Raw genomic sequence first — 26,222 nt, 5'->3', positions numbered from 1 at the left:
CGCGCAGGGCCAGAGCAGAAGCTTCATCTCGCTGTCATCGTCCCGACATCTGCCGCCGGCATTGTCTGCCCCCAATGAGATCGATCTCAAACGAGGCCGGCATGGCCGATCTGAAACAGGTAGCGCAACAGGCGGGAGTCTCCCGGGCCACCGCGGCACGTGCCTTCGCCACGCCCGAGCAGGTGCGCGAGAGCACCCGGCAGCGGGTGCTGGACGCCGCGCGCAGTCTCAATTTCCGCCCCAACCTGCTGGGCCGCCAGCTGCGCCAGCAGAGCACCCGGCTGATCGGCGTGGTGGTGCCCAGCCTGCTCAACCCGGTGTTCGCCGAACAGCTGCAGGCCATGGAGCGCACCGCGCGCAGCCAGGGCTATTCGCTGGTGATCGCCACCACCGACTACCAGCCCGAGCGCGAGGCGGCGGTGGTGGAGGAACTGCTGCGCCAGCGCGTCGCCGGTCTGGTGCTGACGGTGGCCGATGCCGACCGCAGCGGGGTGCTGGCCGAGCTGAGCCAGGAGCAGACGCCCTTCATCCTGGCCTATCACGAACCCCAGCGCCCCTATGCGGCGGTGGCGGTGGACAACCGCCAGGGCATGGCCATGGCCACCGAGCACCTGCTCGGCCTGGGACACAGCCGCATCGCCCTGGTCTCGGGGCCGGCCCAGCAATCGGATCGCAGCGAGCGCCGGTTCGCCGGCTATTGCCAGGCCATGGCCACCGCCGGCCTGCCGACGCTGCCGCGCCTGGAACTGGCCAGCCACACCGACGCCGACTGGGCGGAGCTGGCGCCGCTGCTGGAGCGCCACGCCCCGACCGCCCTGCTCTGCACCAACGATCTGCTGGCCATCAGCGTCATCGCCGAACTGCAGCGCCACGGGGTGCCCGTGCCCGCCGACCTCTCGGTGGTGGGCTTCGACGGCATCGCCATGGGCGCCCGCCTCGAACCCAGCCTGTGCAGCGTCATGCAGCCCTTGCAGAGCCTGGGCGCCGTGCTCGTCACCGAATTGCTGGCGCTGATCGCCGGCAGTGCCACCCACCAGCAGTGTCTGCCCTGCCTCGTCCGTCCCGGCACCAGTGCCGGCCCCTTGAAGGAGCCCTACCGATGAAATCACTCTTCCCCGTGCGTCGCCTCCTGGCCGGCGTGGTCCTGGCCTGCGGTCTGGCCAGCGCCCAGGCCGCCGAAACCGCCATCTGCTACAACTGCCCGCTGGAGTGGGCCGACTGGGGTGCCCAGCTCAAGGCCATTGCCGCCGACACCGGCATCGAAGTCCCCCAGGACAACAAGAATTCCGGCCAGTCGCTGGCCCAGCTGGTGGCCGAACGCGAAGCCCCGGTGGCCGACGTCGTCTACTACGGGGTGACCTTCGGCATCCAGGCCGACAAGGCCGGGGTGCTGCAGCCCTACCAGCCCAAGCACTGGGACCAGGTCCCGGCCGGCCTCAAGGACCCCAGGGGTGAATGGACCGCCATCCATTCCGGCACGCTCGGCTTCATGGTCAATACCCAGGCCCTGGGCGGCAAGCCGGTGCCGCAGCGCTGGACCGATCTGCTCAAGCCCGAGTACCGCGGCCTGGTGGGCTACCTGGATCCGTCCAGCGCCTTCGTCGGCTACGTCACCGCAGTGGCGCTCAACCAGGCCCTGGGCGGCAACCTCGACGACTTCGGCCCGGCCATGGCCTTCTTCAAGAAGCTGGCCGCCAACGATCCCATCGTGCCCAAGCAGACCGCCTATGCCCGCCTGCTCTCCGGCGAGATCCCGATCCTGGTCGACTACGACTTCAACGCCTACCGCGCCCGCTACAAGGACAACGCCCCGGTGGCCTTCGTCATCCCCCAGGAAGGCAGCCTCACTGTGCCCTACACCATGAGCCTGGTGAAGGGCGCGCCGCATCGCGCCAATGGCGAGAAGGTGCTGGACTACGTGCTCTCGGACAAGGGCCAGGCGCTCTGGGCCCAGGCCTATCTGCGCCCGGTGCGGGACGTGCCGTTGCCGGCCGAGGTGAAGGCGCGCTTCCTGCCCGACGCCGACTATGCCCGCGCCGGCACCGTCGACTACGGTCACATGGCAGCGGTCCAGGAAGCCTTCGCCAAGCGTTATCAGGCCGAGGTGCGCTGAGATGCAGGGCCTCGCCGTCTCCCTCGGGCGCCGCCGGGTGCCGCGCCGGCTGCCCTGGCCGGTGCTCGTCGCCCTGGCACCGGCGAGCGCCTTTCTGCTGGCCTTCTGGCTGCTGCCGCTGGCGCAGCTGCTGGTACTCGGCGCCCATCCGGACGCTGCCGGCCGCTCCGGCTACTGGCAGGTGCTGACCAGCGCCGGCTATCTGTCCGGACTCGCCCAGACGGTGGCCCTGGCCGCCGTCACCACCCTGGCCACCCTGCTGGTGGCCGGCATCGCCGGCTGCTTCCTAGCGCGGCATGCCTTCGTCGGGCGCAGCCTGCTGGTGGCCCTGCTGACCTTTCCGCTGGCCTTTCCGGGCGTGGTGGTGGGCTTCCTGATCATCCTGCTGGGCGGCCGCCAGGGGCTGTTCGCCGGTCTCGGCCGCAGCCTGGTCGGCGAGCCCTGGGTGTTCGCCTATTCGCTGTTCGGGCTGTTTCTCGGCTATCTCTATTTCTCCATCCCGCGGGTGATCCTCACGGTGATGGCAGCCTGCGAGACCCTCGACACCAGCCTGGAAGAAGCCGCCCGCTCCCTGGGCGCCGGCCTCTTCGCCGTGGTACGCGACGTGCTGATCCCGGGCCTGACCCCGGCGCTGCTGTCCAGCGGCGCCCTGTGCTTCGCCACCGCCATGGGCGCCTTCGGCACCGCCTTCACCCTCGGCACGCGGCTGGCAGTGACGCCCATCGCCATCTACGACACCTTCACCAACTTCGCCAACTTCGGCGTGGCCGCGGCGCTCTCGGTGGTGCTCGGCCTCGTCACCTGGCTGGTCCTGCTGCTGGCGCGGCGCCTCGGCGGCGTCTAGGGAGACCTGCGATGAATCGACCCCTGCGCTTCTGGCTGCAATTGCTGTTCACCCTGCTGGTGGCGGCCTTCCTGCTGGTGCCGGTGCTGCTCTCGGTACTGGCCGGCCTCACCAGCAACTACTTCCAGGGCCTCGCCAGCGGCCTCACCCTCGACTGGGTGCTGCAGGTCTGGCAGGCCTATGCCCCCACCGTCTGGCTGTCGCTGCAACTGGCGCTGGGCACGGCGGTGCTCGCAGTCGTACTCGGCGTCCCGGCGGCCTATGCCCTGGTGCGTCTGGACAACCGCTTCGCCCGCGCCTTCGAGGAATTGCTGGTGTTGCCGGTGGCCATGCCCGGCTTCGCCTCGGCGCTGGCGCTGCTGCTGACCTACGGTCACCTGGGCGGCTTTCGCCGCAGCCCGGCGATCATCCTGGTGGGCCACCTGCTGTTCACCCTGCCCTTCCTCATCCGCCCGGTGATGGCGGTACTCAGACGCAGCCAGCTGCCGCTGCTGGAGGAAGCCGCCGCCAGCCTCGGCGCCGGTCCCTGGCGGCGCTTCTTCGGCGTGGTGGTGCCCAATGCCCGCGCCGGCATCCTGGCCGGCAGCCTCATGGTGATCACCCTCTCGCTGGGTGAATTCAACCTCACCTGGATGCTGCACACGCCCCTGACCAAGACCCTGCCGGTGGGCCTGGCCGACAGCTACGCCTCGGCGCGGCTGGAGGTGGGCTCCGCCTACACCCTGATCTTCCTCTTGCTGATCGTGCCGCTGCTGGTCGCCCTCCAGGCCCTCAGCGCCCGCCTGTCCCGTGGAGCCCTGCGATGACCCAAGGTACCGCCGTCCGCCTGCGCCACTGCGCCAAGACCTTTGCCGGAGGCCGCCAGGTGCTGCAGCCCCTGGACCTCGACATCCACCCGGGCGAGACCCTGGTGTTTCTCGGCCCGTCCGGCTGTGGCAAGACCACCACCCTGCGCCTGATCGCCGGCCTGGAGCAGCCCGATGCCGGTGGCCAGGTGCTGTTCGACGACCGCGACGTCACCGGCCTGCCCATCGAGCGGCGCGACGTCGGCATGGTGTTCCAGAACTACGCCCTGTTTCCCAACCTGGACGTGGCCGGCAACATCGCCTACGGCCTGAAGATCCGTGGCCTGCCGCGCGCCGAGCGCGATGCCCGGGTCGCCGAGCTGCTGGCCATGATGCACCTCGAGCCCCTGGCCGAGCGGCGCATCCAGCAGCTGTCCGGCGGCCAGCGCCAGCGCGTGGCCCTGGCTCGGGCCCTGGCGCCGCGCCCCCGGGTGCTGCTGTTCGACGAACCCCTGGCGGCGCTGGACGCCCAGCTGCGCGAGCAGTTGCGGGCCGACATCGGCGCCCTGCTGCGCGAACTCGGCACCACCGCCGTCTACGTCACCCACGACCAGCAGGAAGCCCTGGCCCTGGGCGATCGCATCGTGGTGATGGGCGAAGGCCGCATCGCCCAGATCGGCACCCCGACGCAGATCTACCAGCGCCCGGCCAGTCGCTTCGTCGCCGGTTTCGTCGGCCAGCTCAACCGCTTCGAGGTGCGCGCCCACAGCGGCGCCGAGGTGGCGGTCGCTGGCGGGCGGCTGCCCTGGACCGGCGCTGCCAGCACCCTGTTCTGTCGCCCGGAACACCTGGAGCCGAGCGCGACGCCCGCGCACCTCACCGGCATCCTGGTCGGGCACTTCTTCCAGGGCGCCCATTCGCGGCTGCTGGTGGAGGTGGGCACCGGCCAGCCGCTGCTGGTGGACACCGCCCAGCCCCTGCAGGCGCAACCGGGCGACCTGCTGCACCTGAACGTGCGCCCCGATGCCCTCTTCACCCTGGCTTCCTGACTGGAGACCCTAATGCACGCGCCCTTCCTGCTGGCCCAGCTCAGCGACCTGCACATCAAGGCCGGCGGCCGGCTGTCCTACGGGGTGGTCGATACCCTCGGCGCCCTGCGCCTGGCGGTGGACCGCCTCAACGCCTTGCAACCGCGCCCGGATGCCCTGGTCATCACCGGCGACCTGGTGGACTTCGGCACCCCCGAGGAATACGCCACCCTGCGCGAGGTGCTGGCCGAGCTGGCCATGCCCTTCTTCGTCATCCCCGGCAATCACGACGACCGCGCCGCCCTGCGCGCCGCCTTCGCCGATCACCCCTATCTGCCGGCCCAGGGCACCCTGGACTGGCAGCAGGACTGCGGCCCGCTGCGGTTGATCGGCCTGGATACCCATATCCCCGGCGAGCACGGGGGGCGTCTCGACGCCGGGCAACTGGCCTGGCTCGACGACCAGCTCGCCCAGGCACCCGACCAGCCGACCCTGGTGCTCCTGCATCACCCGCCGTTCCCGGTCGGCATCGGCCATATGGATCGCATCGGCCTGGCCGGCGGTGCCGAACTGGAAGCCGTGATCCGCCGCCATCCCCAGGTGGAACGCCTGCTCTGCGGTCACCTGCACCGGCTGATCCAGCGCCGCTTCGGCGGCACCCTGGCCTGCGTCTGCCCTGGCGTGTCGCACCAGGTCGACCTGGACCTGCGCGAGGCGGCGCCCTCGCGCTTCCGCCTGGAGCCGCCGGGCCTGCTGCTGCATCGCTGGGCGGACGAGGCGCTGGTGACCCACCATCTGCCGCTGGGCAACTATCCCGGGCCCTATCCCTTCTTCGCCGCCGACGGCCAGTTGCTGGACTGACGCCGCCCCGTTTCGGGTCCTGGGGTAGCAAGGCGGCGGCAACTGCGACCCAGGCTGGTGCAAAAGGTAACGCCGGCGCCGGACCGCCCTGACCCGCGGCCCAGCGCTGGCAAGCATTTGGTTCCCTGGCATGGGCCTTGCCTTGGCAGATTGGATACAAAAATCCAGGAAGCCAGCCCATGCCGCTCTCCGCTCTGTCCCGCTCCACCGCCCTGAGCGCCGAAGAAGAGGCCTATCGCCATCTGCTGCAGGCCATCTGCGCCGGGCACTATCGCAATGGCGAACGCCTGATCGCCGAGGACATCGCCACCACCCTGGGCATGAGTCGCATGCCGGTGCGCAGCGCCTTCCAGCGCCTCGCCGCCGAAGGCCTGGTGATCCTCCGGCCGCACCGCGGCGCGGTGGTGAGCGGCCTGGACCTGGACGACATGCGCGAGGTGTTCGAGATGCGCAGCGCCCTCGAAGGCCTGGCCATCCGCCTGGCCACGCCCCATGTCGGCCCCCGCGAGATGACGCGCCTGGAGCGTCTGCTGGAAGACCTGGACGACGAGCAGGAACCCGGCGCCTGGGTCGCCCAGCACCGCGCCTTCCACGAATACCTGTGCAGCCTGGCCGGCCGGCCGCGGCTGCTGCGCCAGATCAACGGCCTCTATGCCCTGATCGAGCCGCACATGCAGCTCTGGCTGCACGCCGATCGCCCCCAGTCGGCCCGCGACGAACACGCGCCCATCCTCGCCGCCCTGCGCGCCGGCGATGCCGCCGAGGCCGAGCGGGTGCTGCGCGAGCACATCGAGGGCACGGTGCCCGACCTGCTGACCTTTATCGAACGATCGGGCGACCAGACCCGAAGTGCGCCCCCACGCTGAGCCATCCGCCCTGCCCACCCCCGTCCTTCCGGAGAAGACCATGACCCGCCACCGGCTTTCCTGCAGTCTGCTCGCCCTAACCCTCGCTGCCGGCTTCACCCAGGCCGCCCCCCAGATCCCCGAGCGCCTGGCCAAGGCGTCCAAGATCACCTATTGCGGCGCCCTCGATACCCCGCCGATCGGCTTCTTCGACGAAGCCCAGAAGCCCAAGGGCCTCACCGTCGACCTCGGCGCCGAGATCGCCAAGCGCCTCGGCGACAAGAAGGTCGACTGGCGCGTGGTGCCCTTCTCGGGCCTGATCCCGGCGCTGCTGGCCGGCCAGTGCGACCTGCTGATCGACCAGCTGTTCGACAAGCCCGAGCGCCGCCAGGTGATCGACATCGTCAACTACATGTATTCCAGCCAGGCGGTGGTGGTGCCGGCCGGCAACAAGGCCGGCATCCATACCCTGGATGACCTCACCGGCAAGAAGGTGGCGGTGCTCAACGGCTCCACCATTCGCACCCTGCTCGACGCCCACAACGAAGAACTGAAGAAGGCCGGCAAGGCGCCCATGAAGCTGGTGGCCTACAACAGCGACACCGATGCCTTCCAGGCCCTGCGCCTGGGCCAGACCGACGCCTACGGCACCACGGTGGAAACCGCCGCCTACTACCAGGGCGTGGCGCCCGGCCAGTTCGAGACCGGCGTGCCGGCCTTCGCCCGCATCCTCACCGGGATCGGCGTGCGCAAGGACGACAGCCAGCTCAGCGCCGCCCTCACCCAGATCCTCGCCGACATGAAGGCCGATGGCAGCTACGCCGGCCTCATGGCCAAGTGGCACCTGGAAGGCGACAAGCTCGATTAAGGGACGGTCACGATGAACTTCAGCTGGGATGTGTTCTGGCAGTACCTGCTGCACCCGAGCGACGTCTACCTCTACGGCCTCGGGCTGACCTGCGTCATCGCCGTCGGCGCCATGCTGCTGGGTTGCGCGCTCGGCCTGCTGGCGGCGCTGGCACGGCTGTCGCGCTACCGGGCGCTGCAATACCCGGTGCGCTTCTATGTCTGGCTGATGCGTGGCACGCCGCTGCTGGTGCAGATCGTCTTCCTCTACACGGCCCTGGCGGCCGGCGGCATCTTCCGCTTCGAGGACCTGGACCTGGGTTTCCTGGTGATCCCGGGCAACATCCAGGCGGCCATCATCGCCCTGGGTCTCAACGAAGGCGCCTACATGGCCGAGATCATCCGCGCCGGCATCGGTGCGGTGGATCGCGGCCAGTACGAGGCGGCGCGCTCCCTTGGCATGACGCCGGCCAAGCTGATGCGGCGCATCGTGCTGCCCCAGGCGCTGCGGGTGATCATTCCGCCGCTCGGCAACGAGTTCAACGTGATGCTCAAGAACACCACCCTGGTCAGCGTCATCGGGGTGCAGGAGCTGCTGCTCAGCACCCAGATGATCACCTCGGCGACCTTTCGCGTCTTCGAGCTGTACCTGGTGGTGGCCATCTACTTCCTGGTCCTGACCACCCTCTGGGGCTTCTTCCAGGCCTGGCTGGAGCGGCGCTTCGGCAAGGCCGACGGTCACAGGCCCACCGCCACCGGCCGGCTGTTCAGCCTGCAGGGCTTCAAACTACGGGGACGCTAGCCATGACGACCACGCAAGAACCCGTGATCCAGGCGCTGGAGGTGCACAAGGCCTTCGGCGAGCTGGACATTCTCAAGGGCGTGAGCCTGGAGGTGCGCCGCGGCGAGGTGGTGGTGCTGATCGGCGCCTCCGGCTCCGGCAAGACCACCTTCATCCGCTGCCTCAACCATCTGGAGGACATCCAGGGCGGCACCATCCGCGTCAACGGCGAGCTGATGGGCTTTCGCGAGCGTCCCGATGGATCGAGGGTCAGGGACTCCGAGCGCAACATCGCCCGCCGCCGCCGCGACATCGGCATGGTGTTCCAGAGGTTCAATCTGTTCCCGCACATGACGGTGCTGGAAAACATCATCGAGGCCCCGATCCAGGTGCTCGGCGTGGCGCGCACCGCCGCCGTGGAGCAGGCCCGCGCCCTGCTCGCCCGGGTGCGGCTGTCCGACAAGGCCGACCACTATCCGGCGCAACTCTCCGGCGGCCAGCAGCAGCGCGTGGCCATCGCCCGCGCCCTGGCCATGAAGCCCCAGGCCATGCTGTTCGACGAACCCACCAGCGCCCTCGACCCGGAAACCGTCGGCGAGGTGCTGCAGGTGATGAAGGAACTGGCCGAGGACGGCATGACCATGGTGGTGGTGACCCACGAGATGGGCTTCGCCCGCGAGGTGGCCGATCGCGTGGTGGTGCTGCACCAGGGCGAACTGATCGAGGAAGGCCCGCCCGCCCAGGTGTTCGGCAATCCCACCCATCCGCGCACCCGCGAATTCCTCAGTCGCGTGCTCTAGACCGGAGATGACAATGGCCGTTCGCCCCCTGCTGGCCGCCCTCACCCTCTGCCTGGCGCCTCTGGCCCAGGCCGCCGAGTCCGAGGTGCGCTTCTATAACTGGTCGGACTACATCGGTCCGGACACCCTCAAGCAGTTCACCCAGACCAGCGGCGTCCAGGTGCGCTACGACGTTTTCGACACCAACGAGATGCTCGAAGCCAAGCTGCTGTCCGGCCACTCCGGCTATGACCTGGTGGTGCCGTCCAACCAGTTCCTCACCAAGCAGATCAAGGCGGGCGCCTACCAGCCGCTGGATCGCAGCCGGCTGCCCAACTGGCAGCATTTGGATCCACGGCTCATGCAGCGCCTGGAAGCGGCCGATCCCGGCAATCGCTACGCTGTGCCCTACCTCTGGGGCACCGTGGGCATCGGCTACAACGCGGCCAAGGTTCGTGCCGCCCTGGGCGATGCCGCGCCGGTGGATTCCTGGGATCTGCTGTTCAAACCTGAGAATCTGGCCAGGCTCAAGGGCTGCGGCGTGGCGCTGCTCGATGCGCCACAAAAGGTCTTCGCCCAGACCCTGCACTACCTGGGCCTCGACCCCAACAGCCGCGATCCCGAGGACTACCGCAAGGCCTCGGCGCTGCTGCAGCAGCTCAAGCCCTCGGTGACCTATTTCAGCTCCAGCAAGTACATCACCGACCTGGCCAACGGCGACGTCTGCGTGGCCATGGGCTATTCGGGCGACGTCATGCAGGCCCAGAGCCGTGCCCGGGAGGCCGGCAAGACCACCGACGTGCGCTACGTGATCCCCAAGGAAGGTGCCAACCTCTGGTTCGACATGCTGGCCATTCCCAAGGACGCCAAGAATCCCCAAGGGGCCCTGGCGCTGATCGACTACCTGCTGCGCCCCGAGGTGATCGCCCCGGTCAGTGACTACGTCGGCTACGCCAATCCCAACCGCGACGCCACCGCCCTGCTCGACGCCAAGGTGCGCGACAACCCGGGTATCTACCCGAGCGAGGCCATCGCCGAACGCCTCTACGTCTCCGCCGATCTGCCCCCGCAGATCCAGCGACTGATGACCCGCGAGTGGACCCGCATCAAGACCGGACAATGACCCCAAAGAGCCTGCCATGCTGAATTTCTCCGCCCACGACTACCCCTATGCCTCGCAACGCCAGAGCGTCTTCGCGCGCAATGGCATGGTCGCCACCTCCCAGCCGCTGGCCGCCGAGGCCGGCATCGCCATGCTGCGCCAGGGCGGCAACGCCATCGACGCGGCCATCGCCACCGCCGCGGCCCTGACCGTGGTGGAACCCACCGGCAATGCCATCGGCGGCGATGCCTTCGCCCTGGTCTGGGTCAAGGACAGGCTGCACGGCCTGGACGCCAGCGGTCATGCCCCGGCCAGCCTGGACATCGCCACGGTCAAGGCCGCCGGCCACGAACGCATGCCGGTGCACGGCTGGCTGCCGGTCACGGTGCCGGGCTGTCCGGCGGCCTGGGCCGAGTTGTCGCGGCGCTTCGGCACGCTGCCCTTCGCCACCCTGTTCGAACCCGCCATCGCCCTGGCCCGCGATGGCTTCCCGGTCTCGCCGGTGGTCGCCCACCAGTGGCGCATCGCCCAGGCCGAGTACCAGGCCAGCCGGGATAAGTCGCCCGAACTGGAAGCCTGGTTCGACACCTTCCTCATCGACGGCAAGGCCCCGGTCGCCGGCCAGCTGTTTCGCAATCCGGCCCAGGCGCGCACCCTGGAAGACCTGGCGCAGACCCGCTGCGACAGTTTCTACCGCGGCGCCCTCGCCCGGCGTCTGGCCGAACATGCCGCCGCGACCGGCGGCCACCTGACCGCCGCTGACCTGGCCGGCTACCAGCCGCGCTGGGTGGAGCCGATCAAGGTCGACTACCGTGGCTATCAGGTGTGGGAGATCCCGCCGAGCGGCCAGGGCCTGATCGCCCTCATGACCCTGAACATCCTCAAGGGCTATGACTTCGACCAGCGCGACAGCCAGCTCACCTGGCACCGCCAGCTGGAGGCCATGAAGAAGGCCTATGCCGACGGCCTGCACTACATCACCGATCCCGAGCACATGAGAGTCGCCGCCAGCGTGCTGCTGGACGACGCCTATGCCGAGCGCCGCCGCGCCGAGATCACCGACGAGGCCCAGCCGCCGCTGCACGGCGATCCCCAGGCCAGCGGCACCGTCTACATCGCCACCGCCGATGGCGAGGGCAACATGGTGTCCTTCATCCAGAGCGCCTACCACGGCTTCGGCTCCGGCGTGGTGCTGCCCGACAGTGGCATCGGCCTGCAGAATCGCGGCTCGGAATTCAGCCTGGATGCCGCGCATTCCAACGCCCTGGCGCCGGGCAAACAGACCTTCCACACCATCATCCCGGGCTTTTTGACCCGGGGCGACGTGCCCATCGGACCCTTTGGCGTCATGGGGGGCTACATGCAGCCCCAGGGGCATGTGCAGATGGTGATGAACCTGGTGGACTTCGGCCTGAATCCCCAGGCGGCGCTGGATGCGCCGCGCTGGCAATGGCTGGGGGAGATGAAGGTCGGCATCGAGCAGGCGGCTTCCCGCGCCCTGGCCAGTGGCCTGGCGCGGCGCGGCCACCAGATCGAGATCGCCCACGATTCCACCGACTTCGGTCGCGGCCAGATCATCGTCCGCGATCCCGAAACCGGCGTGCTCTGCGGCGGCACCGAGCCGCGCGCGGATTCCCATATCGCGGTTTGCTGACCGCCGGGAAAGTCCCGCCCGGGTCCGGGCGGGCTATTCGTCAGAGCGCGATGCCGGCCGCCCGGGCCCGCGCCGCGTGCAGCTTGCGATAGCTGTCGATCAGCCGCAGGTGCTTGTCGATGCCTTCCAGCTTGAGGCTGGTGGGCGTGAGGCCGTGGAAGCGCACCTCGCCCGACACCGAACCCAGGGCGGCGTCCAGTCGCTCATTGCCGAACATGCGCCGGAAGTTGACCTCGAAGTCGGCCAGTTCCAGTTCGTCGTCCAGCTCCACTTCCAGCACCGCATTGAGCGCCTGGTAGAACAGGCCGCGCTCCAGGGTGTTGTCGTTGAACTGCAGGAAGGTCTCGACCTCTTCCTTGGCCTCTTCGAACTGCTGCAGCGCCAGGTGGATGAGCAGCTTGAGTTCCAGCAGGGTCAACTGGCCCCAGACGGTGTTCTCGTCGAATTCCACGCCGATCAGGGTGGCGATGCGGGTGTAGTCGTCCACCTGGGTATCGTCCAGGCGTTCGAGCAGGGATTCCAGGGCCGCATCGTCCAGGCGGTGCAGGTTGAGGATGTCCTCGCGCACCGGCAGGGCCTTGTTGGTGTTGTCCCAGATCAGGTCCTCGACCGGATAGATCTCCGAGTAGCCCGGCACCAGGATGCGACAGGCCGGCGCGCCCAGTTCGTCGTACACCGCCATGTAGGCTTCCAGGTCCCGCTCGGCGAGGATGCCGAACAGGGTGGCGGCTTCCTGGGCGGTGGCGTCTTCGCCCTCGCTGGAAAAGTCCCAGTCGACGAACTCGTGATCGGCCTTGGCGCTGAAGAAGCGCCAGGAGACCAGGCCACTGGAATCGATGAAGTGCTCGACGAAGTTGTTCGGCTCCATCAGCGCCTGGCTCTCGAAGGTCGGCTGCGGCAGGTCGTTGAGGCCCTCGAAGCTGCGACCCTGCAACAGCTCGGTGAGGCTGCGCTCCAGGGCGATCTCCAGGCGCGGATGGGCACCGAAGGAGGCGAACACCCCGCCGGTGCGCGGATTCATCAGGGTCACGCACATCACCGGGAATTCACCACCCAGGGAGGCGTCCTTGACCAGTACCGGGAAGCCCTGGGCTTCCAGGCCGCGGATGCCCTCGACGATGGCGGGATAGCGGGCCAATACCTCTTCAGGCACATCCGGCAGCGCCAGCTCGCCTTCGAGGATCTCGCGCTTCACCGCCCGCTCGAAGATCTCCGACAGGCACTGCACCTGGGCCTCGGCCAGGGTGTTGCCGGCGCTCATGCCGTTGCTGAGGTAGAGGTTCTCGATCAGATTCGAGGGAAAGTACACCACCTCGCCGTCGGACTGGCGCACGAAGGGCAGCGCGCAGATGCCGCGCGCCATGTTGCCGGAATTGGTGTCGTGCAGGTGCGAGGCGCGCAGTTCGCCTTCCGGGTCGTAGAGCTTGCGGCAGTAGCGGTCGAGGATCTCCCGGGGCAGCGCATCCTTGGGCCCCGGCTGGAACCAGCGCTCGTCGGGGTGGTGGACGAAGGCGGCGTTGCCGATGGCCTCACCCCAGTACTGGTCGTTGTAGAAGAAGTTGCAGTTGAGGCGCTCGATGAATTCACCCAGCGCCGAGGCCAGGGCCGCTTCCTTGGTCGCGCCCTTGCCATTGGTGAAGCACAGCGCCGACTGCACATCGCGCAGGTGCAGCGACCAGACGTTGGGCACGATGTTGCGCCAGGAGGCGATTTCCACCTTCATGCCCAGCTCGGCGAGGATGCCGGAGAGCTTGGCGATGGTCTCTTCCAGCGGCCGGTCCTTGCCGGGAATGTAGGTCTGGCGGGTGCCATCGCTGGGCAGCAGCAGGGCCTGGGCATCGGCGTCGAGGCTTTCCACCGCCTCGATGATGAAGTCGGGGCCGGCCTGCACCGCCTTCTTCACCGTGCAGCGATCGATGGATCTGAGGATGCCCTGACGGTCCTTGTCGGACAGATCGGCGGGCAGCTCGACCTGGATCTTGAAGGTCTGCTTGTAGCGATTCTCCGGGTCGACGATGTTGCTTTGCGCCAGGCGGATGTTATCGGTGGGGATGTCGCGGGTCTGGCAATAGAGCTTGACGAAATAGGCCGCGCAGAGCGCCGAGGACGCCAGGAAATAGTCGAAGGGCCCCGGGGCCGAGCCGTCACCCTTGTAGCGGATGGGCTGATCGGCGATCACCGAGAAGTCGTCGAACTTGGCCTCGAGCCTCAGGTTGTCGAGAAAATTGACCTTGATTTCCATGCACAGCATTCCGGTTTGGCGACAGAGTGGCCGCCATTATCCGGACAAAGGGCGGCGGGTGATACGCAGGCTGTCGTCTCGCCGCCAGCGGACTCCGCTAGTCCAGCCGAAAGATGCCGTCCGGATAGCGCGCGCAGAGGAAATCGACGAAGGCCCTGACCTTGGGGCTCTGCAGTCGCCGCGAGGTGTGCAGCACCCAGAGTTCGGTCTCGCCGGCCTGGGTGCCCCAGCGGCTGAGCGCGCCCTGGTCCAGCTGCCGTTGCACCAGGGACAGCGGCAACAGCGCCGCACCCGCCCCGGCGAGCACCGCCTCGCGGACGGTCAACAGCGAGGTCAGCTGCACCACCGGCTGGGGCAGGAAGCGCGCCCCGTCCTCCGCGAGCGTCCAGACCTCGCCGTCGCCATGGCCGGGCATGACCACCGCCGGCAGGGGCATGGGTTCGGCAGCGGATTCCGGGGGGCGATCGAGGCCAGGTGCTGCCACCAGCACCCTTCGATCCCGGGCGAAACAGCGCCCCACCAGGCGGCTATCGACCGCCGGATTGATGCGGATGGCCAGGTCGAAATGCTCGTCCACCAGATCGGCCAGGCGATCCTCGCCCACCGCTTCGATCAGGATCTCCGGATACTGCCGGCGAAAATCCGCACTCAGACGTCCCAGCGCCACCTGGGAAAACAGCAGCGGCGCCGCGATGCGCAACCGCCCACGCGGCACCGCCACCCCCTCCTGCACCGCCGCCATCGCCTCCTGCACTTCGCGCAGCGGCCCCAGGGTCCGGGCCGCCAACTCGGCACCGGCCGGCGTCAGCAACAGGCTGCGCCCACCCCGCTCGATCAGCCTGACGCCCAGGGTCTCTTCCAGCTCGGCCAGCCGCCGCGACAGGCTGGCCTTGGGTCGGCCACTGGCGCGACTGGCCTTGCCGATGCCGCCGTGGGTGGCGATGAGCTGGAAGTCGAAGAGCAGACTGAAGTCCAAGGCAGTGTCTCGATTATGGAACGAAGTGTTCCTATTTTAGCGGCTATTGACTCAAGGTGAGACGACTTAAGGTGGCTCCACCCCTCACCCACCTGGAGTTACCGACATGACCATCCTCGTCACCGGCGCCACCGGTCGCGTAGGCCGCCACCTCGTGCAACAACTCGTGCAGCGCGATGCCAAGGTCCGGGTGCTGACCCGCAACCCGGCCAGCGCCGATTTTCCTGCCACCGTCGAGGTCATGCAGGGCGACCTGCTCGATCTCGCCGCCCTGCGCCGCGCCTTCAGCGGCGTTTCCACCCTCTTCCTGCTCAACGCCGTGACCGGCGACGAATTCACCCAGGCACTCATCACCCTCAACATCGCCCGGGAGAGCGGTGTCGAGCGGGTCGTCTATCTCTCGGTCCTTGGCGCCGACACTGCGGTCAACGTGCCGCACTTCGCGGTGAAGTTCGGCGCCGAACGCATGCTGGCGGCCATGGGCTTTGGCGCCACCATCCTGCGGCCCAGCTATTTCATCGAAAACGAAGCCATGCTCAAGGACGTCATCCTGCAGCACGGGATCTATCCCATGCCCCTCGGCGACAAGGGCGTGGCCATGGTCGATGCCCGAGACATCGCCGAGGTCGCCGCCCTCGAGCTCATCCGCCGCGACCAGGCGCCGGGCAGGCTGCCCAGCGAGACGCTCAACCTGGTCGGCCCGGACAGCCTCACCGGCGAGGGCGCCGCGGCGATCTGGAGCGAACTGCTGGACCGCCCCATCCATTACGCCGGCGACGATCCCCAGGGCTTCGAGCAGAACATGGCGACCTTCATGCCGGCCTGGATGGCCTACGAGATGAGGCTCATGGCCGAGCGCTATGTCAGCGACGGCATGCTGCCGCAGCCCGGCGACCGCGAGCGGCTGGTGCAGATGCTGGGGCGCCCGCTGCATGGCTATCGCGACTTCGCCCGGGCGCTGATCGGCTGACGGGTACCACCCAGGCGCGGATCAACGCGCCACATCACGCTTGCCGGAGAGACAATATACATTATATAAATATGTATATTGTCCTCGCTCAGGCGTGCTTATGACGACTCTTCCTGCCCAACCCTCCCCCGGCGCGGCCCTCTCTGCCCAAAATATGCAGGTCCGCGCCCGGGAGGTGGCCGCCCTGCTCAAGACCCTGGCGCATCCGGTTCGCCTGCTGCTGGCCTGCGCCCTCGCCGAAGGCGAGTACGCGGTCGGCGAACTGGAAGCCCGCCTGGACATCCACCAGCCCACCCTTTCCCAGCAGCTCGGGGTGCTGCGCGAAGCCGGCCTGGTCACCACCCGCCGCGAGGCCAAGCAGATCTTCTACCGCCTCACCGAAGACAAGGCCACCCAGCTGCTGCAGGCGCTCTACCAGATCTTCTGCCAGGCGCAGGACACGCCAGCATGACCCTCGCCGCCTATCTCCCTGCCCAGGCGGGCGGACTGCTGCTGGGTGTGGCGGTCAGCCTGCTGTTGCTGGTCAACGGCCGGATCGCCGGCATCAGCGGGATCTTTGGTCGGTTGCTGGGCGGCCAGCAGGTCGGCACCGGTCTGGTCTTCGTGCTGGGCCTGGTTCTGGGTCCGCTGCTGGTGCGCGGTCTGCACGACCTCCCCCAGCCGACCGTGAACGCGACCTGGCCGACAGTGCTGCTGGCCGGGCTGCTGGTGGGCTTCGGCACCCGGCTGGGCTCGGGCTGCACCTCGGGTCATGGCATCCTCGGCGTGGCCCGAGGGTCGCGCCGCTCGCTGGCCGCGACCGCCGTCTTCCTGCTCCTTGGACTGGCGACCGCCACCCTGGGTGGGTTGCTACGATGATGCTCTGGCGGCTGGTCATCACGCTGCTGGCCGGTCTGCTCTTCGGCAGTGGCCTGGCCCTCTCGGGGATGCTCGATCCCGCCCGCGTACTGGGTTTTCTCGACCTCGCCAGCGGCCACTGGGACCCCAGCCTGCTGCTCGTCCTGGGCGGCGCCCTGCTGGTGGCCATGCCGGCGGTCCAGCTGCAGCATCGCCTGGCCCGCTCCCTGCTCGATAACCAGTTTCATCTCCCACCTATCAGCCCCGTCGATCGCCGCCTGGTGCTGGGCGCCGCACTCTTCGGCCTCGGCTGGGGTCTGGCCGGCCTCTGCCCAGGGCCGGCGCTGGCGGCGCTGGGGCTGGGGCTGGGTATCGCGAAGATCTATGGCTTCGTCGCAGCCCTGGTCGCGGGGATGATGCTGCACGACCGTGGTCTGGCCGGACGCGAGACGGCGGCGCCCAAGGCCTGAGCGCCAGGTACTTCACGCGTGGGGCGCGGTCCAAAGTAGGGACGCGCGGCGCTTCAGCCTGTGTCTCCCTCGCCCAGGAGCATCCCATGTGTGGCCGTTTCGCCCAGTACCGCTATGCCCTCGACTACCTGGACGCCCTGGGCGCCCAGCCCGCGGACGTCCGCACCGGCCTGGAGCCCCGCGCCCTGGGTCGCTACAACGTGGCGCCCGGCACCCGGGTTCAGCTGCTCCACCAGCAGGCCGATGGCCTGCACCTGGATCCGGTGCGCTGGGGCTACCAGCCCGCCTGGGCGCGCCAGGCCAAGCGGCCGCCGGTGATCAACGCGCGCGTGGAGACGGCGGCCACCAGCCGAATGTTTCGCGGCCTCTGGCAAAGAGGCCGCGCCTTGGTCATCGCCGATGGCTGGTACGAATGGAAGAAGGATTCCGCCGATCCCAAGCTCAAGCAGCCCTACTTCATCAGGCTGAAATCCGGCGAACCGCTGTTCTTTGCCGCCATCGGCCACTTCCGCCCGGCCGACCAGGCACCTCAGGACGATGACGGCTTCGTCATCATCACGGCTGCCTCCGACGCCGGCATGGTCGACATCCACGACCGCCGCCCGCTGGTCCTGCCACCCGCCGTGGCGCGCGAATGGCTGGACCCCGAGCTGCCCATGGAACGCGCCAGCGAGATCGGCGAGGTCGAGGGTACGCCGGTGGACGCCTTCGACTGGTACCCGGTGGGCAAGGCCGTGGGCAGCGTGAAGAACGATGGACCCGAGTTGCTGGAGCGGATCGCCGAGCCGCTGGTGTAGGCGCTGCCCCATGTCCGCCTCGTCCCCCAGCCGGCGGCACAGTGGGTTCGCCCCTGCGGCCTCCTGCCCTTGGCAACCGGACCAGCAAGGCGCCCGGAGCAAAGCTGGCGCAGCCTCGCCAACGCCGGAGTGCCCAGCGCACGATACGCTGGGAGTCGCCGTTATAATCACGGGATAGCCCTTGCCATGACCTAGTTGCAAGAGGCGTTCATATCCAAGCGTTTTTCTTCCGGCAACGACCCAGGTCCCATGAAAATCATACTGATGCGCCACGGCAAGCCGGCGCTGGAGAACTACCGTGCCGTCGCCGCGCGAGACATGGTCGACTGGATCGCGGACTATGATCGGTCCGATATAGGCACGGATGCCGCCACTCCGGAGGCGATAGCCGCGGCCAGGGATATCGGCCTGGCAGCCACCAGCACTGCACCACGCGCCCTGACTTCTCTCGCCGCATTGGGCAAGGCGCCAGCCATCGAGGACACGACCTTTCGCGAGGCGGCACTGCCCGTGGTGAGCGTTCCGCTGCTAAGCCTGTCACCCTTCACCTGGGCCTTCGTCTTTCGTCTGCTGTGGCTGTGCGGAGTGGCGAAAGACTCCGAGTCCTATGCCCAGGCGAAACAGCGGTCGAGACAGGCAGCAGACAAGCTCGCCGCCCTGGCCGGTGGCCCGTACAGCATATTGCTGCTGGGCCACGGCTTCATGAATCGACTGATCGCCAGGCAGTTGCTACGCCAAGGCTGGCTAGAAGTCAGCAAGACCGGCAGTGGCTACTGGGGCTTTGCCGTCTATGAAAAGGCGGAATAACGGGGCGGACTAGGCCGGCACCCGTATCACGCTTTCCTCCCGCTGCCGCGCCAGGTCGCGATAGCCGGCGGCCGGGTGCTCCGCCGGCAGCCGCGGGCCGGCGCTGCCGAGCTTTTCTCGCAGGGTCCCCTGCTGATACGCGCGCTTGTAGACGCCGCGCCGTTGCAGCTCGGGGACCAGCAAGTCCACCACGTCGGCAAAGGTCTCGTGGGTCACGGCATAGGCCAGGTTGAAACCATCCACGTCGGTTTCCTCGACCCAGCTCTGCAACTCATCCGCCACCGTCGCCGGACTGCCTACCAGCAGCGGCCCGAAGCCGCCGATGCCGACCCAGTCGGCCAGTTCCTGTACCGTCCATTGCTTGCCGGGATCGGCGGTGGAGAAGGCTTCCACGGCCGACTGGATGGCATTGGTGTGCAGGTGCTTGAGGACCTGGTCCGGGCGGTAGGCGGCGAAGTCGATACCGGTCCAGCCGGAGATCAGGGTCAGGGCGCCTTCGTAGCTCACGTAGCCCTTGTAGTCCTGCCACTTGGCCCGCGCCTGGGCATCGGTTTCGCCGACGATAACCGTCTGCAGGTTGAAGATCAGCACCTGGCGCGGATCGCGACCGGCCTCGGCGGCCCGGCGGCGGATATCGGCCACGGTTTTCTTCAGCACCGTCTTGGACGGGGCGGCGACGAAGACGCATTCGGCGTGCTCGGCGGCGAATTGCCGGCCACGGCTGCTGGCGCCGGCCTGGTAGAGCACGGGCGTGCGCTGCGGCGAGGGTTCGCAGAGGTGATAGCCGGGCACCTGGAAGTGCCGCCCGTGGTGGCCGATGGGATGCACCTTGGCCGGATCGGTGAAGCGGCCGGAGGCGCGGTCGCGCAGCACCGCGCCCTCTTCCCAGCTGCCTTCCAGCAGCTTGTAGACCACCTGCAGGTATTCCTCGGCGTAGTCGTAGCGGGCATCGTGATCGGCCTGCGCGGACTGGCCGAGGTTGCGCGCGCCGCTTTCCAGGTAGGAGGTGACGATGTTCCAGCCGATGCGCCCCCGGGTCAGGTGATCCAGGGTGGAAAGCCGGCGGGCGAAGGGATAGGGATGCTCGAAGCTCAGGGACGCGGTCAGGCCGAAACCCAGGTGTCGGGTCACCGCCGCCATGGGGGTGATCAGCGCCAGGGGATCGTTGACCGGCACCTGGGTGGCCTCGTGCAGGGTCGCCGCCGGGCCGCCGCCGTAGACGTCGTATAGCCCGAGCACATCGGCGATGAACAGGCCGTCGAACAGCCCGCGTTCGAGCAGTTGCGCCAGCTCCGTCCAGTATTCGAGGTCCTTGTACTCCCAGGAGCGGTCGCGCGGATGGCGCCACAGTCCGGGCGACTGGTGGGCCACGCAATTCATGTCGAAGGCATTGAGGCGGATTTCGCGGGACATGGGGACTCCTAGCGCGACGCGTCGCGGCGCCGTGCCAATTGGTTGAGGGTCAGCACCAGCAGGATCAGCAGCCCGGTGGCCACCTGCTGCCAGTAGAAATTCCAGCCCACCATCAGCAGGCCGTTGGCGGCCACCGCCAGCAACAGCACGCCCAGCAGGCTGCCAGGGACATTGGGCCGGCCGTGGCGATTGAGGCTGGCGCCGATGAAGACGGCGCCGATGCCGTTGATGAGGTAGGCATTGCCCGAGAGCGGCACATAGGCATCGATGCGCAGCGCCAGCAGGATGCCGGCGACCGCCGCCGCCAGCGCCGTGGCCAGGCAGGTCCAGAGCGCCAGGCGGCGCGGCGCCAACCCCGAATGACGCGCCACCAGCGGCTGGCTGCCCAGGGCCAGCAGGGCGTGACCCAGGCGGCCGCGCGCCAGTACCACCCCGTAGAGCAGTGCCAGCAGCGCCACCGCCCAGACCGCCGCCGGTGCGCCCAGCCAGCTGCTCGCAGGGGGTCGGAATTCGGGTTTGAGGTAGAGCGGCAGGCCGCCCTCGGACAGCAGCTGTTGCAGGCTGGTACCGATGAACAGCACGCCCAGGCTGGCCAGGAACGGCGACAGCCCCACGCCGGCCACCAGCAGGGCGTTGGCCAGCCCCACCAGCAAGCCCAGCCCCACCCCACCGGCGAGCGCCACGGCGAGCGGCCAACCGGCGTTGAGCAGGGCGATGCAACCGAAGGCCGCCAGATCCAGGGCGATGCCCACCGAAAGATCGATGCCGCCCGCGGCGATGGCGTAGGTCAATCCCAGGGCCACCAGCGCGGGGACCAGGCCATTGTTCAGCAACAGGCTGAGCAGGTTGCCCTGGCTGAGAAAGCCGGGCGCGGCCAGGGCGAAGACCACCACCAGCGCCAGGAACAGCAACGGCAATGCCAGGCGCAGACCGGACCGGCCGAGGGCAAGGGTCGCGTTCATCGATGGCTCTCCTGGCGCAGGCTGGCCGCGGCCACCACCAGCAGGATCAGCGTGCCCTGGACGCCATTGACCAGGAAGCTGCTCACCCCGAGCAACTGAAAGCCATTGCCGAGCATCCCCACCAGCAGGGCCGCCAGCAGGGTGCCGCCGACGCTGGGTTGCGAGCGCCAGGAGAACACCGTGCCGAGAAAGGCGATGGCCACCACCGGCAGCAGCAACTCGCCCGAACCCGGGGTACTGCCGCTGAACCAGGCGACCGACAGCAGCGCCGCCAGGCCCGCGCAGCCGCCGGCCAGCAGATAGCCGGAAAACACCAGCCCGCGCACCGGTAGACCCGCCGCGCGGGCCGCCTCGGGATGGTCGCCCACCGCCGCCAGGCGCAGCCCATAGGGGGTGCGCTGCAGGAGCACCGCCAGCACCAGAGCGGTCAGCAGCAGCACCCAACCCGCGGCCGGTATGCCCAGCCAGCTGCCGAGGCCCAGTAGATCCAGCCAGCGCGCACTGGCCGGCAGCACGGTATTCTCGCTCAGCACCAGTTCCAGACCGGCTACCACGTTGAGACTGGCCAGGGTGGCCAGCAGCGGCGGCAGGCCCAGCAGGGTCACCGTCAGGCCGTTGAGCGCTCCGACCAGCAACCCGCAGACCAGGGTCAGGCCAATGGCCAGCGGCGCGCCGTAGCCGGCGTTGACCAGGGTCGCCTGTAACGCCGCGCAGAGTCCGAGATTGGCCGCCAGCGACAGGTCCAGGCCACCGGCGAGCACGTTACCTCCGCCGCCGACGATCACCAGGGTCAGGCCCAGGGCGAGAATGCCGGGAATGGCGGCCTGGGCCAGGATGTTGGCCAGATTGCCGGCGCCGAGAAAGCCCGGTGCGCGCCAGGCGAACAGGACCGCGATCACTGCGAAGGCCAGCAGCGCGCCATGGCGCCAGAGGTCCGGGCGCCAGGTCAAGACCGGGATCGACAACCGCTCAGGAGGCGAGGCCAAGATCTGCCCTCCGCTGCTGTCTGGCGGGCCACTCACGGGCGCCGGTGGCGGCGGCCAGAAGCTCCTCCGCCGTCAACTCGGCCGCCGGGCGTGCCGGCAGCAGGCGGCCGCGGTGCATCACGTGGATGCGGTCGCAGAGATTGAGCAATTCGGGCAGATCCACTGACAGGATCAGGACGCCGGCGCCCTGCTCCACCAGCCGGGCGACCTGGCGATAGAGTTCGGCGCGGGCGGCGAGATCGATGCCCACGCTGGGTTCATCGAGCAGATAGAGCCGCGCGTCCCGGGCCAGCCATTTGCCCAGGGCGACCTTCTGCTGGTTGCCGCCGCTGAGATGACGCACCGGCGTCTCCAGATCCGGGGTACGGATGTCCAGCGCCTCGCGTAGCCGTAGCGCCGCCTGGCGTTCGGCGCCTGGCCGGCGGAGACCGAACCAGCTGAAACGTTCCAGGGCGGCCAGCGTTAGATTCTCGGTCACGGTGAGATCAAGGGCCACGCCCTGCTGGCGGCGATTCTCCGGCAACAGCGCCAGACCCGCCCGCACCGCCGCGCGGGGACTGGCAAAACGGTGCGGGCGACCGTCCAGCAGCACGTCGCCCTCGGCTACCGGCAACAGGCCGAACAGTGTCTTGAGCAGCTCCTTGGCGCCCGAGCCCACCAGGCCGGCGACCCCGACCACCTCGCCGCGGCGCACCTGCAGGTCGACCTCGGCGAAGGCGCCCGGACGGCCCAGCCTGCGGGTTTCCAGCAACACCTCGCCCGGCGCCGCCTGGGCCTTGGGATAGGCCTCGCCCAGCTCCCGGTTGATCATCAACCGCGCCATGGCCGCTGCCGGCGTCACGCTGGGCGTCACCTCCGCCACCACCCGGCCGCATCGCAGTACCGTGGCGCGATCGCAGAGGCGCTCGACCTCCTGCAGGTAGTGGGACACATAGAGCAGGGCCAGCCCCTGGTCGCGCAACTGGCGCAGCAGGCTCAGCAGGCGCTCCACCTCGCCATGGGCCAGGGCCACCGTGGGTTCGTCGAGCACCAGCACCTTGGGCGTGCCGAGCAGCGCCCGGCTGATCTGCAGCAGCTGCTGTTCGGCGCTGCTCAGCTCCGCCACCCGGGTTCGCGCGCGGCAGTCCAGGCCGAAACGCTCGGCCAGCAACCGCTCCGCCGCCCGTTCCTGCCCACGGCGATCCAGCAGCGGGCCGAGGCGCCGCTCCTGCCCGAAGAACAGCGCCTCGGCCAGGGTGAAGTTGGGCGGCAGCAGCCGCTCCTGGTGGATGATGGCGATGCCACGGCGGGCCAACTCGCGCGGCCCGACGCCCGTCAGGACTTCACCATGCAGGCGCAGCGCCCCGGTGTCGGGCGTCACCAGGCCGCCGAGCACCTTGATCAGGGTGGACTTGCCGGCACCGTTCTCGCCGATCAGGCCGTGGATCTCGCCGGCCCTCAGGGTCAGGTCCACACCGTCCAGCGCCCGGGTGGCGCCATAACGCCGGGAGATACCCTGCAGTTCGAGGATCGCCCTGCTCATGGATCACCTCGCAGCGCCGCGACCTGACTCAGGTTGCCAGGGGTGGTGAGCAGGGTCGCCACATGGGTCTCCCTAGGCAGGTCGCGCGCACCGGCCAGATAGCGGGCGACGTTCTGCACCGCGGTCCGGCCCATCAGCGCCGGTTGCTGGGCGACCACCGCGCCGACCGGACTGTCGCCGCGCTTGAGCAACTCCAGCATCTCGGGCGTGCCATCGACGCCATAGGTCTTGATCTCGGTGCGGCCCGCTTCGATCAGCGCCTGGCTGGCGCCGAGCTGGGGAATGTCCCAGGCCGACCAGATGGCGGCGATCTGCCCCTTGGGATACTTGTTGAGTAGCGCCGCGATCTGGCCACGGGCGTCCTGCACGGTGTTGGGAATCACGTCGCGCAACTCGGGCTGGATGATCTTCAGTCCCGGATGGGCGTCGAGTACCTTGCGCAACTCGGCGTAGCGGATAGCGCAAACCGGCACGCCCTGGAAGCCGTTGAACACCAGGATGTCACCCTTGGCGCCGGTGTCCTTTGCCAGTTGCTCGGCCAGCTCCCGCCCAGCGGCGGCGTTGTCCGAGGTGGTGTTGTTGAGGCTGTACTGGGAGGGCGCATCGATGGTGAACAGCGGGATGCCGGCCGCCTGGATGCGGCGCAGCCAGGGGTCTATCACGCTCAGGGTGCCCAGGGTCTGGATCACCGCGTCCGGCTTCTGGGTCACCAGGGTCTGCAGCTGGGTCACCAGATTCTTGTCGTTGCGACCGGCGTCCAGGGTGATGGGCGTGCCGCCCAGCCGCTTGACCTCTTCCACCTGGGCCTGGAAGGCCTTAAGATCGAAGTAGTGACTGGTGCCGGTCATGCTGATGGCGATGCGCTTGCCGGCCAGCGACGGGATCTCGTCGGCAGCCGCCAGCGCGGTCGTGGCCAGCAGCGGCATTAGCAGGAGGGAACGAAGCAGTGTACGCAGTGACATGGCAGTCCTTTTCTAGTCGGTGATCGTCAGGTGGTGCTCGCCCAGCAGGCGCCGGAGGTCGCGAACGCTCGGCCCGGGCTGACGGGGCGCCGGGGCGTCCGTCAGCCATTCGCGCTTGAGTTCGGCCGCAAGCTGGCGGGCATGGTCGGCAGCCAGGCGCGCCTGGATCTGGCGTACCGGGGCGTCTTCGCTGCGGTGCGGTCGCTGCAGGGCGCGGGCGGCGGCCAGGCGCACCTGGAGGTCACCCACCGCGGCGATCACCAGCGGATCGCGGGCGCGGGCGTCCAGGGGCAGCGCCTCGCGCAGGTCAGCGAGCACCTGGTCGGCGAAGGCGAGTTCGGCGTGGATGGCAGGGGCGAGATCGGTCATGGCATCAGTTCCAGGCGTGACGGGGCGGCTCGACGCCGTTGAGCAGGTGGTTGCCGATCAGGTGATACTTCCAGCGCACCGGATCGTGCAGGGTATGGGTGCGGGCATTGCGCCAATGGCGGTCATGGCCGAAGCGCGCCGAGACGCTACGGGTGCCGCCCAGCTCGCAGAGGCGATTGGCGGCGGCCAGGGCGATCTCGGTGGAGGCGATCTTGGCCTGCCCCACCACCACCGAGGCCTCGGCGACGCTGGCCGCGGAGGGCGCCGCCAGAGCCCGGTCGACGGCGGCGCCGGCGTCTTCCAGCAAGGCCTCGGCGGCGGCCAGCCGCCAGCTCAGGTCGCCGATCAGCGCCTGGCTCAGCGGATCCTGCCAGCCGTGCTCGAGTCCGCTGTCGGTCCAGGGCCGCGCCACCCGGGCAGCCGCTAGGGTGGCGGCGAAGGCGCCGCGGGCGATGCCGACGTCCACCGCCGCCTGGATGATCTGGGACACCGGGCCGTCCGCCGTCGGCCGTTCGAAGGCCTTCCAGGCCGGCAGCACCGCGCTGCGCCGGACACTGACGCCCTTGAGTTGCACCCGGCCACTGGCGGTGGTGCGCTGGCCGAAGCCGTCCCAGTCATCAATCACCGTCAGGCCACCGGCATCGCGCGGGACCAGGGCGAGATGAGCCAGACCCTCCTCGTCCAGCGCCACCGTGGGGACCACATGGGCGAACAGCGCGCCGGTGCAATAGGCCTTCTCGCCATCGATCCAGGCGGTGTCCCCGGTAAAGCGGATGCGCGTCTCGAACTGGGTAACGGTCTTGCTGCGCGCCTCGGAGAAGGCATTGCCGAAGCGATAGCCCTGGAGCACCAGGCCGAGGTAGTGACGCTGCTGGTCCGGGCTGCCGGTCAGCAGCAGGTTGTTGACCACGCCCAGGTGATTCTGCGGCAGTTGGCCCAGGGAGGGGTCTGCCGCGGAGATCCGAGCGATGACTTCCGCCACGGTGCCGAAGCCCACCCCGGCGCCGCCGAACGACCGCGGCACGGTGATGGCCCAGAGACCACTGGCCGAGAAGCACTCGATCTCGGCCCAGGGCAGGCGCCGCTCCTGATCGCGACTGAGCGCTTCGCGGGCGAAATCCTCCGCCAGCGCCGCCGCGGCATCGAGGGCCTCGGCGGCGTCGCGCAATACGGTGGCGGGACGTTCGGGTAAGGCGCGGGTAACGGCAGTGAGCGAGGGGGCGACGGCCATGCAGGGACTCCCTTAAAGGTGGCCCCTGAGCTGGAGCACA

Annotated in this window: 27 protein-coding genes; 18 read left to right on the top strand and 9 right to left on the bottom strand. The window is 68.8% G+C overall.

Annotated elements, in window-relative coordinates; translation table 11 throughout:
* Positions 1–101: 101 nt before the first annotated feature.
* The 12 genes from POR01S_RS03525 (at position 102) to POR01S_RS03470 (ending at position 11,638) form a co-directional block, all read left to right on the top strand.
* The gene (locus tag POR01S_RS03525; protein ID WP_042133798.1) at positions 102–1,103 is read left to right on the top strand and encodes a substrate-binding domain-containing protein; all 1,002 of its coding nucleotides are present in this window, start codon (positions 102–104) and stop codon (positions 1,101–1,103) included.
* Positions 1,100–2,113 carry an ABC transporter substrate-binding protein gene (locus tag POR01S_RS03520; protein WP_042133797.1) on the top strand — a complete coding sequence of 338 codons (1,014 nt, stop codon included), beginning with the start codon at positions 1,100–1,102 and terminating at the stop codon, positions 2,111–2,113. Before POR01S_RS03525 ends, POR01S_RS03520 begins: the two co-directional genes overlap by 4 nt.
* Position 2,114: 1 nt before the next feature.
* Positions 2,115–2,957: an ABC transporter permease gene (locus POR01S_RS03515; RefSeq protein WP_042133795.1), complete on the top strand. Its 843-nt coding sequence runs from the start codon at positions 2,115–2,117 to the stop codon at positions 2,955–2,957.
* Between the two features lie 11 nt (positions 2,958–2,968).
* Positions 2,969–3,763 (top strand): ABC transporter permease, encoded by a 795-nt coding sequence (locus POR01S_RS03510; RefSeq protein WP_042133793.1) that lies wholly within the window; start codon positions 2,969–2,971, stop codon positions 3,761–3,763.
* Complete coding sequence (locus tag POR01S_RS03505) at positions 3,760–4,791, top strand: ABC transporter ATP-binding protein (RefSeq protein WP_042133791.1); 1,032 nt, start codon at positions 3,760–3,762, stop codon at positions 4,789–4,791. Before POR01S_RS03510 ends, POR01S_RS03505 begins: the two co-directional genes overlap by 4 nt.
* Positions 4,792–4,803: 12 nt before the next feature.
* Complete coding sequence (locus POR01S_RS03500) at positions 4,804–5,631, top strand: phosphodiesterase (protein ID WP_042133789.1); 828 nt, start codon at positions 4,804–4,806, stop codon at positions 5,629–5,631.
* A gap of 179 nt (positions 5,632–5,810) precedes the next feature.
* On the top strand, positions 5,811–6,497 hold the full coding sequence (locus POR01S_RS03495) for a GntR family transcriptional regulator (RefSeq protein WP_027599608.1): 687 nt from the start codon (positions 5,811–5,813) through the stop codon (positions 6,495–6,497).
* Positions 6,498–6,537: 40 nt separating this feature from the next.
* Complete coding sequence (locus POR01S_RS03490) at positions 6,538–7,344, top strand: ABC transporter substrate-binding protein (RefSeq protein ID WP_042133787.1); 807 nt, start codon at positions 6,538–6,540, stop codon at positions 7,342–7,344.
* A 12-nt stretch (positions 7,345–7,356) separates the two neighbouring features.
* Positions 7,357–8,124: an amino acid ABC transporter permease gene (locus tag POR01S_RS03485; protein WP_007158607.1), complete on the top strand. Its 768-nt coding sequence runs from the start codon at positions 7,357–7,359 to the stop codon at positions 8,122–8,124.
* Positions 8,125–8,126: 2 nt separating this feature from the next.
* On the top strand, positions 8,127–8,903 hold the full coding sequence (locus tag POR01S_RS03480) for an amino acid ABC transporter ATP-binding protein (protein ID WP_042133785.1): 777 nt from the start codon (positions 8,127–8,129) through the stop codon (positions 8,901–8,903).
* A gap of 13 nt (positions 8,904–8,916) precedes the next feature.
* Positions 8,917–10,005: a polyamine ABC transporter substrate-binding protein gene (locus tag POR01S_RS03475; protein WP_042133783.1), complete on the top strand. Its 1,089-nt coding sequence runs from the start codon at positions 8,917–8,919 to the stop codon at positions 10,003–10,005.
* 16 nt (positions 10,006–10,021) lie between these two features.
* A complete protein-coding gene (locus POR01S_RS03470) occupies positions 10,022–11,638 on the top strand; it encodes a gamma-glutamyltransferase family protein (RefSeq protein ID WP_042133781.1) in 1,617 nt (538 codons plus the stop codon).
* A gap of 40 nt (positions 11,639–11,678) precedes the next feature.
* On the opposite strand, the gene POR01S_RS03465 is transcribed toward POR01S_RS03470, so the two are convergent.
* Positions 11,679–13,880, bottom strand: coding sequence for an OsmC domain/YcaO domain-containing protein (locus tag POR01S_RS03465; protein ID WP_042133779.1), 2,202 nt, complete (start codon positions 13,878–13,880; stop codon positions 11,679–11,681).
* Positions 13,881–13,977: 97 nt separating this feature from the next.
* Entirely contained in the window at positions 13,978–14,856 is an 879-nt protein-coding gene (locus POR01S_RS03460) for a LysR family transcriptional regulator (protein WP_042133777.1), read from the bottom strand.
* 106 nt (positions 14,857–14,962) lie between these two features.
* On the opposite strand from POR01S_RS03460, the gene POR01S_RS03455 reads away from it, so the two are divergent.
* The 6 genes from POR01S_RS03455 (at position 14,963) to POR01S_RS03430 (ending at position 18,737) form a co-directional block, all read left to right on the top strand.
* Entirely contained in the window at positions 14,963–15,826 is an 864-nt protein-coding gene (locus POR01S_RS03455) for an SDR family oxidoreductase (RefSeq protein ID WP_042133774.1), read from the top strand.
* Between the two features lie 100 nt (positions 15,827–15,926).
* A complete protein-coding gene (gene bigR / locus POR01S_RS03450) occupies positions 15,927–16,277 on the top strand; it encodes a sulfite-sensing transcriptional repressor BigR (protein WP_042133772.1) in 351 nt (116 codons plus the stop codon).
* Complete coding sequence (locus tag POR01S_RS03445; protein WP_042133770.1) at positions 16,274–16,684, top strand: YeeE/YedE family protein; 411 nt, start codon at positions 16,274–16,276, stop codon at positions 16,682–16,684. Before bigR ends, POR01S_RS03445 begins: the two co-directional genes overlap by 4 nt.
* Positions 16,681–17,133 (top strand): YeeE/YedE family protein, encoded by a 453-nt coding sequence (locus tag POR01S_RS03440; protein ID WP_042133767.1) that lies wholly within the window; start codon positions 16,681–16,683, stop codon positions 17,131–17,133. Before POR01S_RS03445 ends, POR01S_RS03440 begins: the two co-directional genes overlap by 4 nt.
* Positions 17,134–17,219: 86 nt before the next feature.
* Complete coding sequence (locus tag POR01S_RS03435; RefSeq protein WP_027599618.1) at positions 17,220–17,930, top strand: SOS response-associated peptidase family protein; 711 nt, start codon at positions 17,220–17,222, stop codon at positions 17,928–17,930.
* Positions 17,931–18,179: 249 nt separating this feature from the next.
* Positions 18,180–18,737, top strand: a complete 558-nt coding sequence (locus POR01S_RS03430; protein WP_042133766.1) for a histidine phosphatase family protein — start codon at positions 18,180–18,182, stop codon at positions 18,735–18,737.
* Between the two features lie 9 nt (positions 18,738–18,746).
* Here the strand turns inward: POR01S_RS03430 and POR01S_RS03425 are convergent, their stop codons facing one another.
* From POR01S_RS03425 to POR01S_RS03395, 7 genes are read right to left on the bottom strand one after another with little or no spacing between them, the layout of a single operon-like run.
* On the bottom strand, positions 18,747–20,150 hold the full coding sequence (locus POR01S_RS03425; RefSeq protein WP_042133763.1) for an LLM class flavin-dependent oxidoreductase: 1,404 nt from the start codon (positions 20,148–20,150) through the stop codon (positions 18,747–18,749).
* Between the two features lie 8 nt (positions 20,151–20,158).
* Entirely contained in the window at positions 20,159–21,112 is a 954-nt protein-coding gene (locus POR01S_RS03420) for an ABC transporter permease (protein WP_042133761.1), read from the bottom strand.
* Positions 21,109–22,098, bottom strand: a complete 990-nt coding sequence (locus tag POR01S_RS03415) for an ABC transporter permease (protein ID WP_156045004.1) — start codon at positions 22,096–22,098, stop codon at positions 21,109–21,111. Before POR01S_RS03415 ends, POR01S_RS03420 begins: the two co-directional genes overlap by 4 nt.
* Positions 22,082–23,620 carry a sugar ABC transporter ATP-binding protein gene (locus POR01S_RS03410; protein ID WP_042133760.1) on the bottom strand — a complete coding sequence of 513 codons (1,539 nt, stop codon included), beginning with the start codon at positions 23,618–23,620 and terminating at the stop codon, positions 22,082–22,084. Before POR01S_RS03410 ends, POR01S_RS03415 begins: the two co-directional genes overlap by 17 nt.
* Positions 23,617–24,582, bottom strand: a complete 966-nt coding sequence (locus POR01S_RS03405; RefSeq protein ID WP_042133758.1) for a sugar ABC transporter substrate-binding protein — start codon at positions 24,580–24,582, stop codon at positions 23,617–23,619. The genes POR01S_RS03410 and POR01S_RS03405 overlap by 4 nt, the downstream gene beginning before the upstream one ends.
* 12 nt (positions 24,583–24,594) lie before the next feature.
* Positions 24,595–24,951 (bottom strand): hypothetical protein, encoded by a 357-nt coding sequence (locus tag POR01S_RS03400; protein WP_042133755.1) that lies wholly within the window; start codon positions 24,949–24,951, stop codon positions 24,595–24,597.
* 4 nt (positions 24,952–24,955) lie between these two features.
* Positions 24,956–26,182, bottom strand: a complete 1,227-nt coding sequence (locus tag POR01S_RS03395) for an SfnB family sulfur acquisition oxidoreductase (protein ID WP_042133753.1) — start codon at positions 26,180–26,182, stop codon at positions 24,956–24,958.
* Positions 26,183–26,222: the final 40 nt, after the last annotated feature.

Source organism: Pseudomonas oryzihabitans NBRC 102199 (assembly GCF_000730625.1).
In the GTDB taxonomy this organism is placed as follows: Bacteria; Pseudomonadota; Gammaproteobacteria; order Pseudomonadales; family Pseudomonadaceae; genus Chryseomonas; species Chryseomonas oryzihabitans.
This window is presented reverse-complemented; position numbering and strand designations above follow the sequence as displayed.

Coding starts and splice junctions, on each gene's coding strand:
- POR01S_RS03485 (WP_007158607.1), top strand. CDS start 7,357: ATGAACTTCAGCTGGGATGTGTTCTGGCAGTACCTGCTGCACCCGAGC.
- POR01S_RS03435 (WP_027599618.1), top strand. CDS start 17,220: ATGTGTGGCCGTTTCGCCCAGTACCGCTATGCCCTCGACTACCTGGAC.
- POR01S_RS03500 (WP_042133789.1), top strand. CDS start 4,804: ATGCACGCGCCCTTCCTGCTGGCCCAGCTCAGCGACCTGCACATCAAG.
- POR01S_RS03445 (WP_042133770.1), top strand. CDS start 16,274: ATGACCCTCGCCGCCTATCTCCCTGCCCAGGCGGGCGGACTGCTGCTG.
- POR01S_RS03525 (WP_042133798.1), top strand. CDS start 102: ATGGCCGATCTGAAACAGGTAGCGCAACAGGCGGGAGTCTCCCGGGCC.
- POR01S_RS03425 (WP_042133763.1), bottom strand. CDS start 20,150: ATGTCCCGCGAAATCCGCCTCAATGCCTTCGACATGAATTGCGTGGCC.
- POR01S_RS03495 (WP_027599608.1), top strand. CDS start 5,811: ATGCCGCTCTCCGCTCTGTCCCGCTCCACCGCCCTGAGCGCCGAAGAA.
- POR01S_RS03430 (WP_042133766.1), top strand. CDS start 18,180: ATGAAAATCATACTGATGCGCCACGGCAAGCCGGCGCTGGAGAACTAC.
- POR01S_RS03490 (WP_042133787.1), top strand. CDS start 6,538: ATGACCCGCCACCGGCTTTCCTGCAGTCTGCTCGCCCTAACCCTCGCT.
- POR01S_RS03455 (WP_042133774.1), top strand. CDS start 14,963: ATGACCATCCTCGTCACCGGCGCCACCGGTCGCGTAGGCCGCCACCTC.
- POR01S_RS03510 (WP_042133793.1), top strand. CDS start 2,969: ATGAATCGACCCCTGCGCTTCTGGCTGCAATTGCTGTTCACCCTGCTG.
- POR01S_RS03465 (WP_042133779.1), bottom strand. CDS start 13,880: ATGGAAATCAAGGTCAATTTTCTCGACAACCTGAGGCTCGAGGCCAAG.
- POR01S_RS03470 (WP_042133781.1), top strand. CDS start 10,022: ATGCTGAATTTCTCCGCCCACGACTACCCCTATGCCTCGCAACGCCAG.
- POR01S_RS03520 (WP_042133797.1), top strand. CDS start 1,100: ATGAAATCACTCTTCCCCGTGCGTCGCCTCCTGGCCGGCGTGGTCCTG.
- bigR (WP_042133772.1), top strand. CDS start 15,927: ATGACGACTCTTCCTGCCCAACCCTCCCCCGGCGCGGCCCTCTCTGCC.
- POR01S_RS03505 (WP_042133791.1), top strand. CDS start 3,760: ATGACCCAAGGTACCGCCGTCCGCCTGCGCCACTGCGCCAAGACCTTT.
- POR01S_RS03405 (WP_042133758.1), bottom strand. CDS start 24,582: ATGTCACTGCGTACACTGCTTCGTTCCCTCCTGCTAATGCCGCTGCTG.
- POR01S_RS03440 (WP_042133767.1), top strand. CDS start 16,681: ATGATGCTCTGGCGGCTGGTCATCACGCTGCTGGCCGGTCTGCTCTTC.
- POR01S_RS03400 (WP_042133755.1), bottom strand. CDS start 24,951: ATGACCGATCTCGCCCCTGCCATCCACGCCGAACTCGCCTTCGCCGAC.
- POR01S_RS03515 (WP_042133795.1), top strand. CDS start 2,115: ATGCAGGGCCTCGCCGTCTCCCTCGGGCGCCGCCGGGTGCCGCGCCGG.
- POR01S_RS03480 (WP_042133785.1), top strand. CDS start 8,127: ATGACGACCACGCAAGAACCCGTGATCCAGGCGCTGGAGGTGCACAAG.
- POR01S_RS03475 (WP_042133783.1), top strand. CDS start 8,917: ATGGCCGTTCGCCCCCTGCTGGCCGCCCTCACCCTCTGCCTGGCGCCT.
- POR01S_RS03395 (WP_042133753.1), bottom strand. CDS start 26,182: ATGGCCGTCGCCCCCTCGCTCACTGCCGTTACCCGCGCCTTACCCGAA.
- POR01S_RS03410 (WP_042133760.1), bottom strand. CDS start 23,620: ATGAGCAGGGCGATCCTCGAACTGCAGGGTATCTCCCGGCGTTATGGC.
- POR01S_RS03420 (WP_042133761.1), bottom strand. CDS start 21,112: ATGAACGCGACCCTTGCCCTCGGCCGGTCCGGTCTGCGCCTGGCATTG.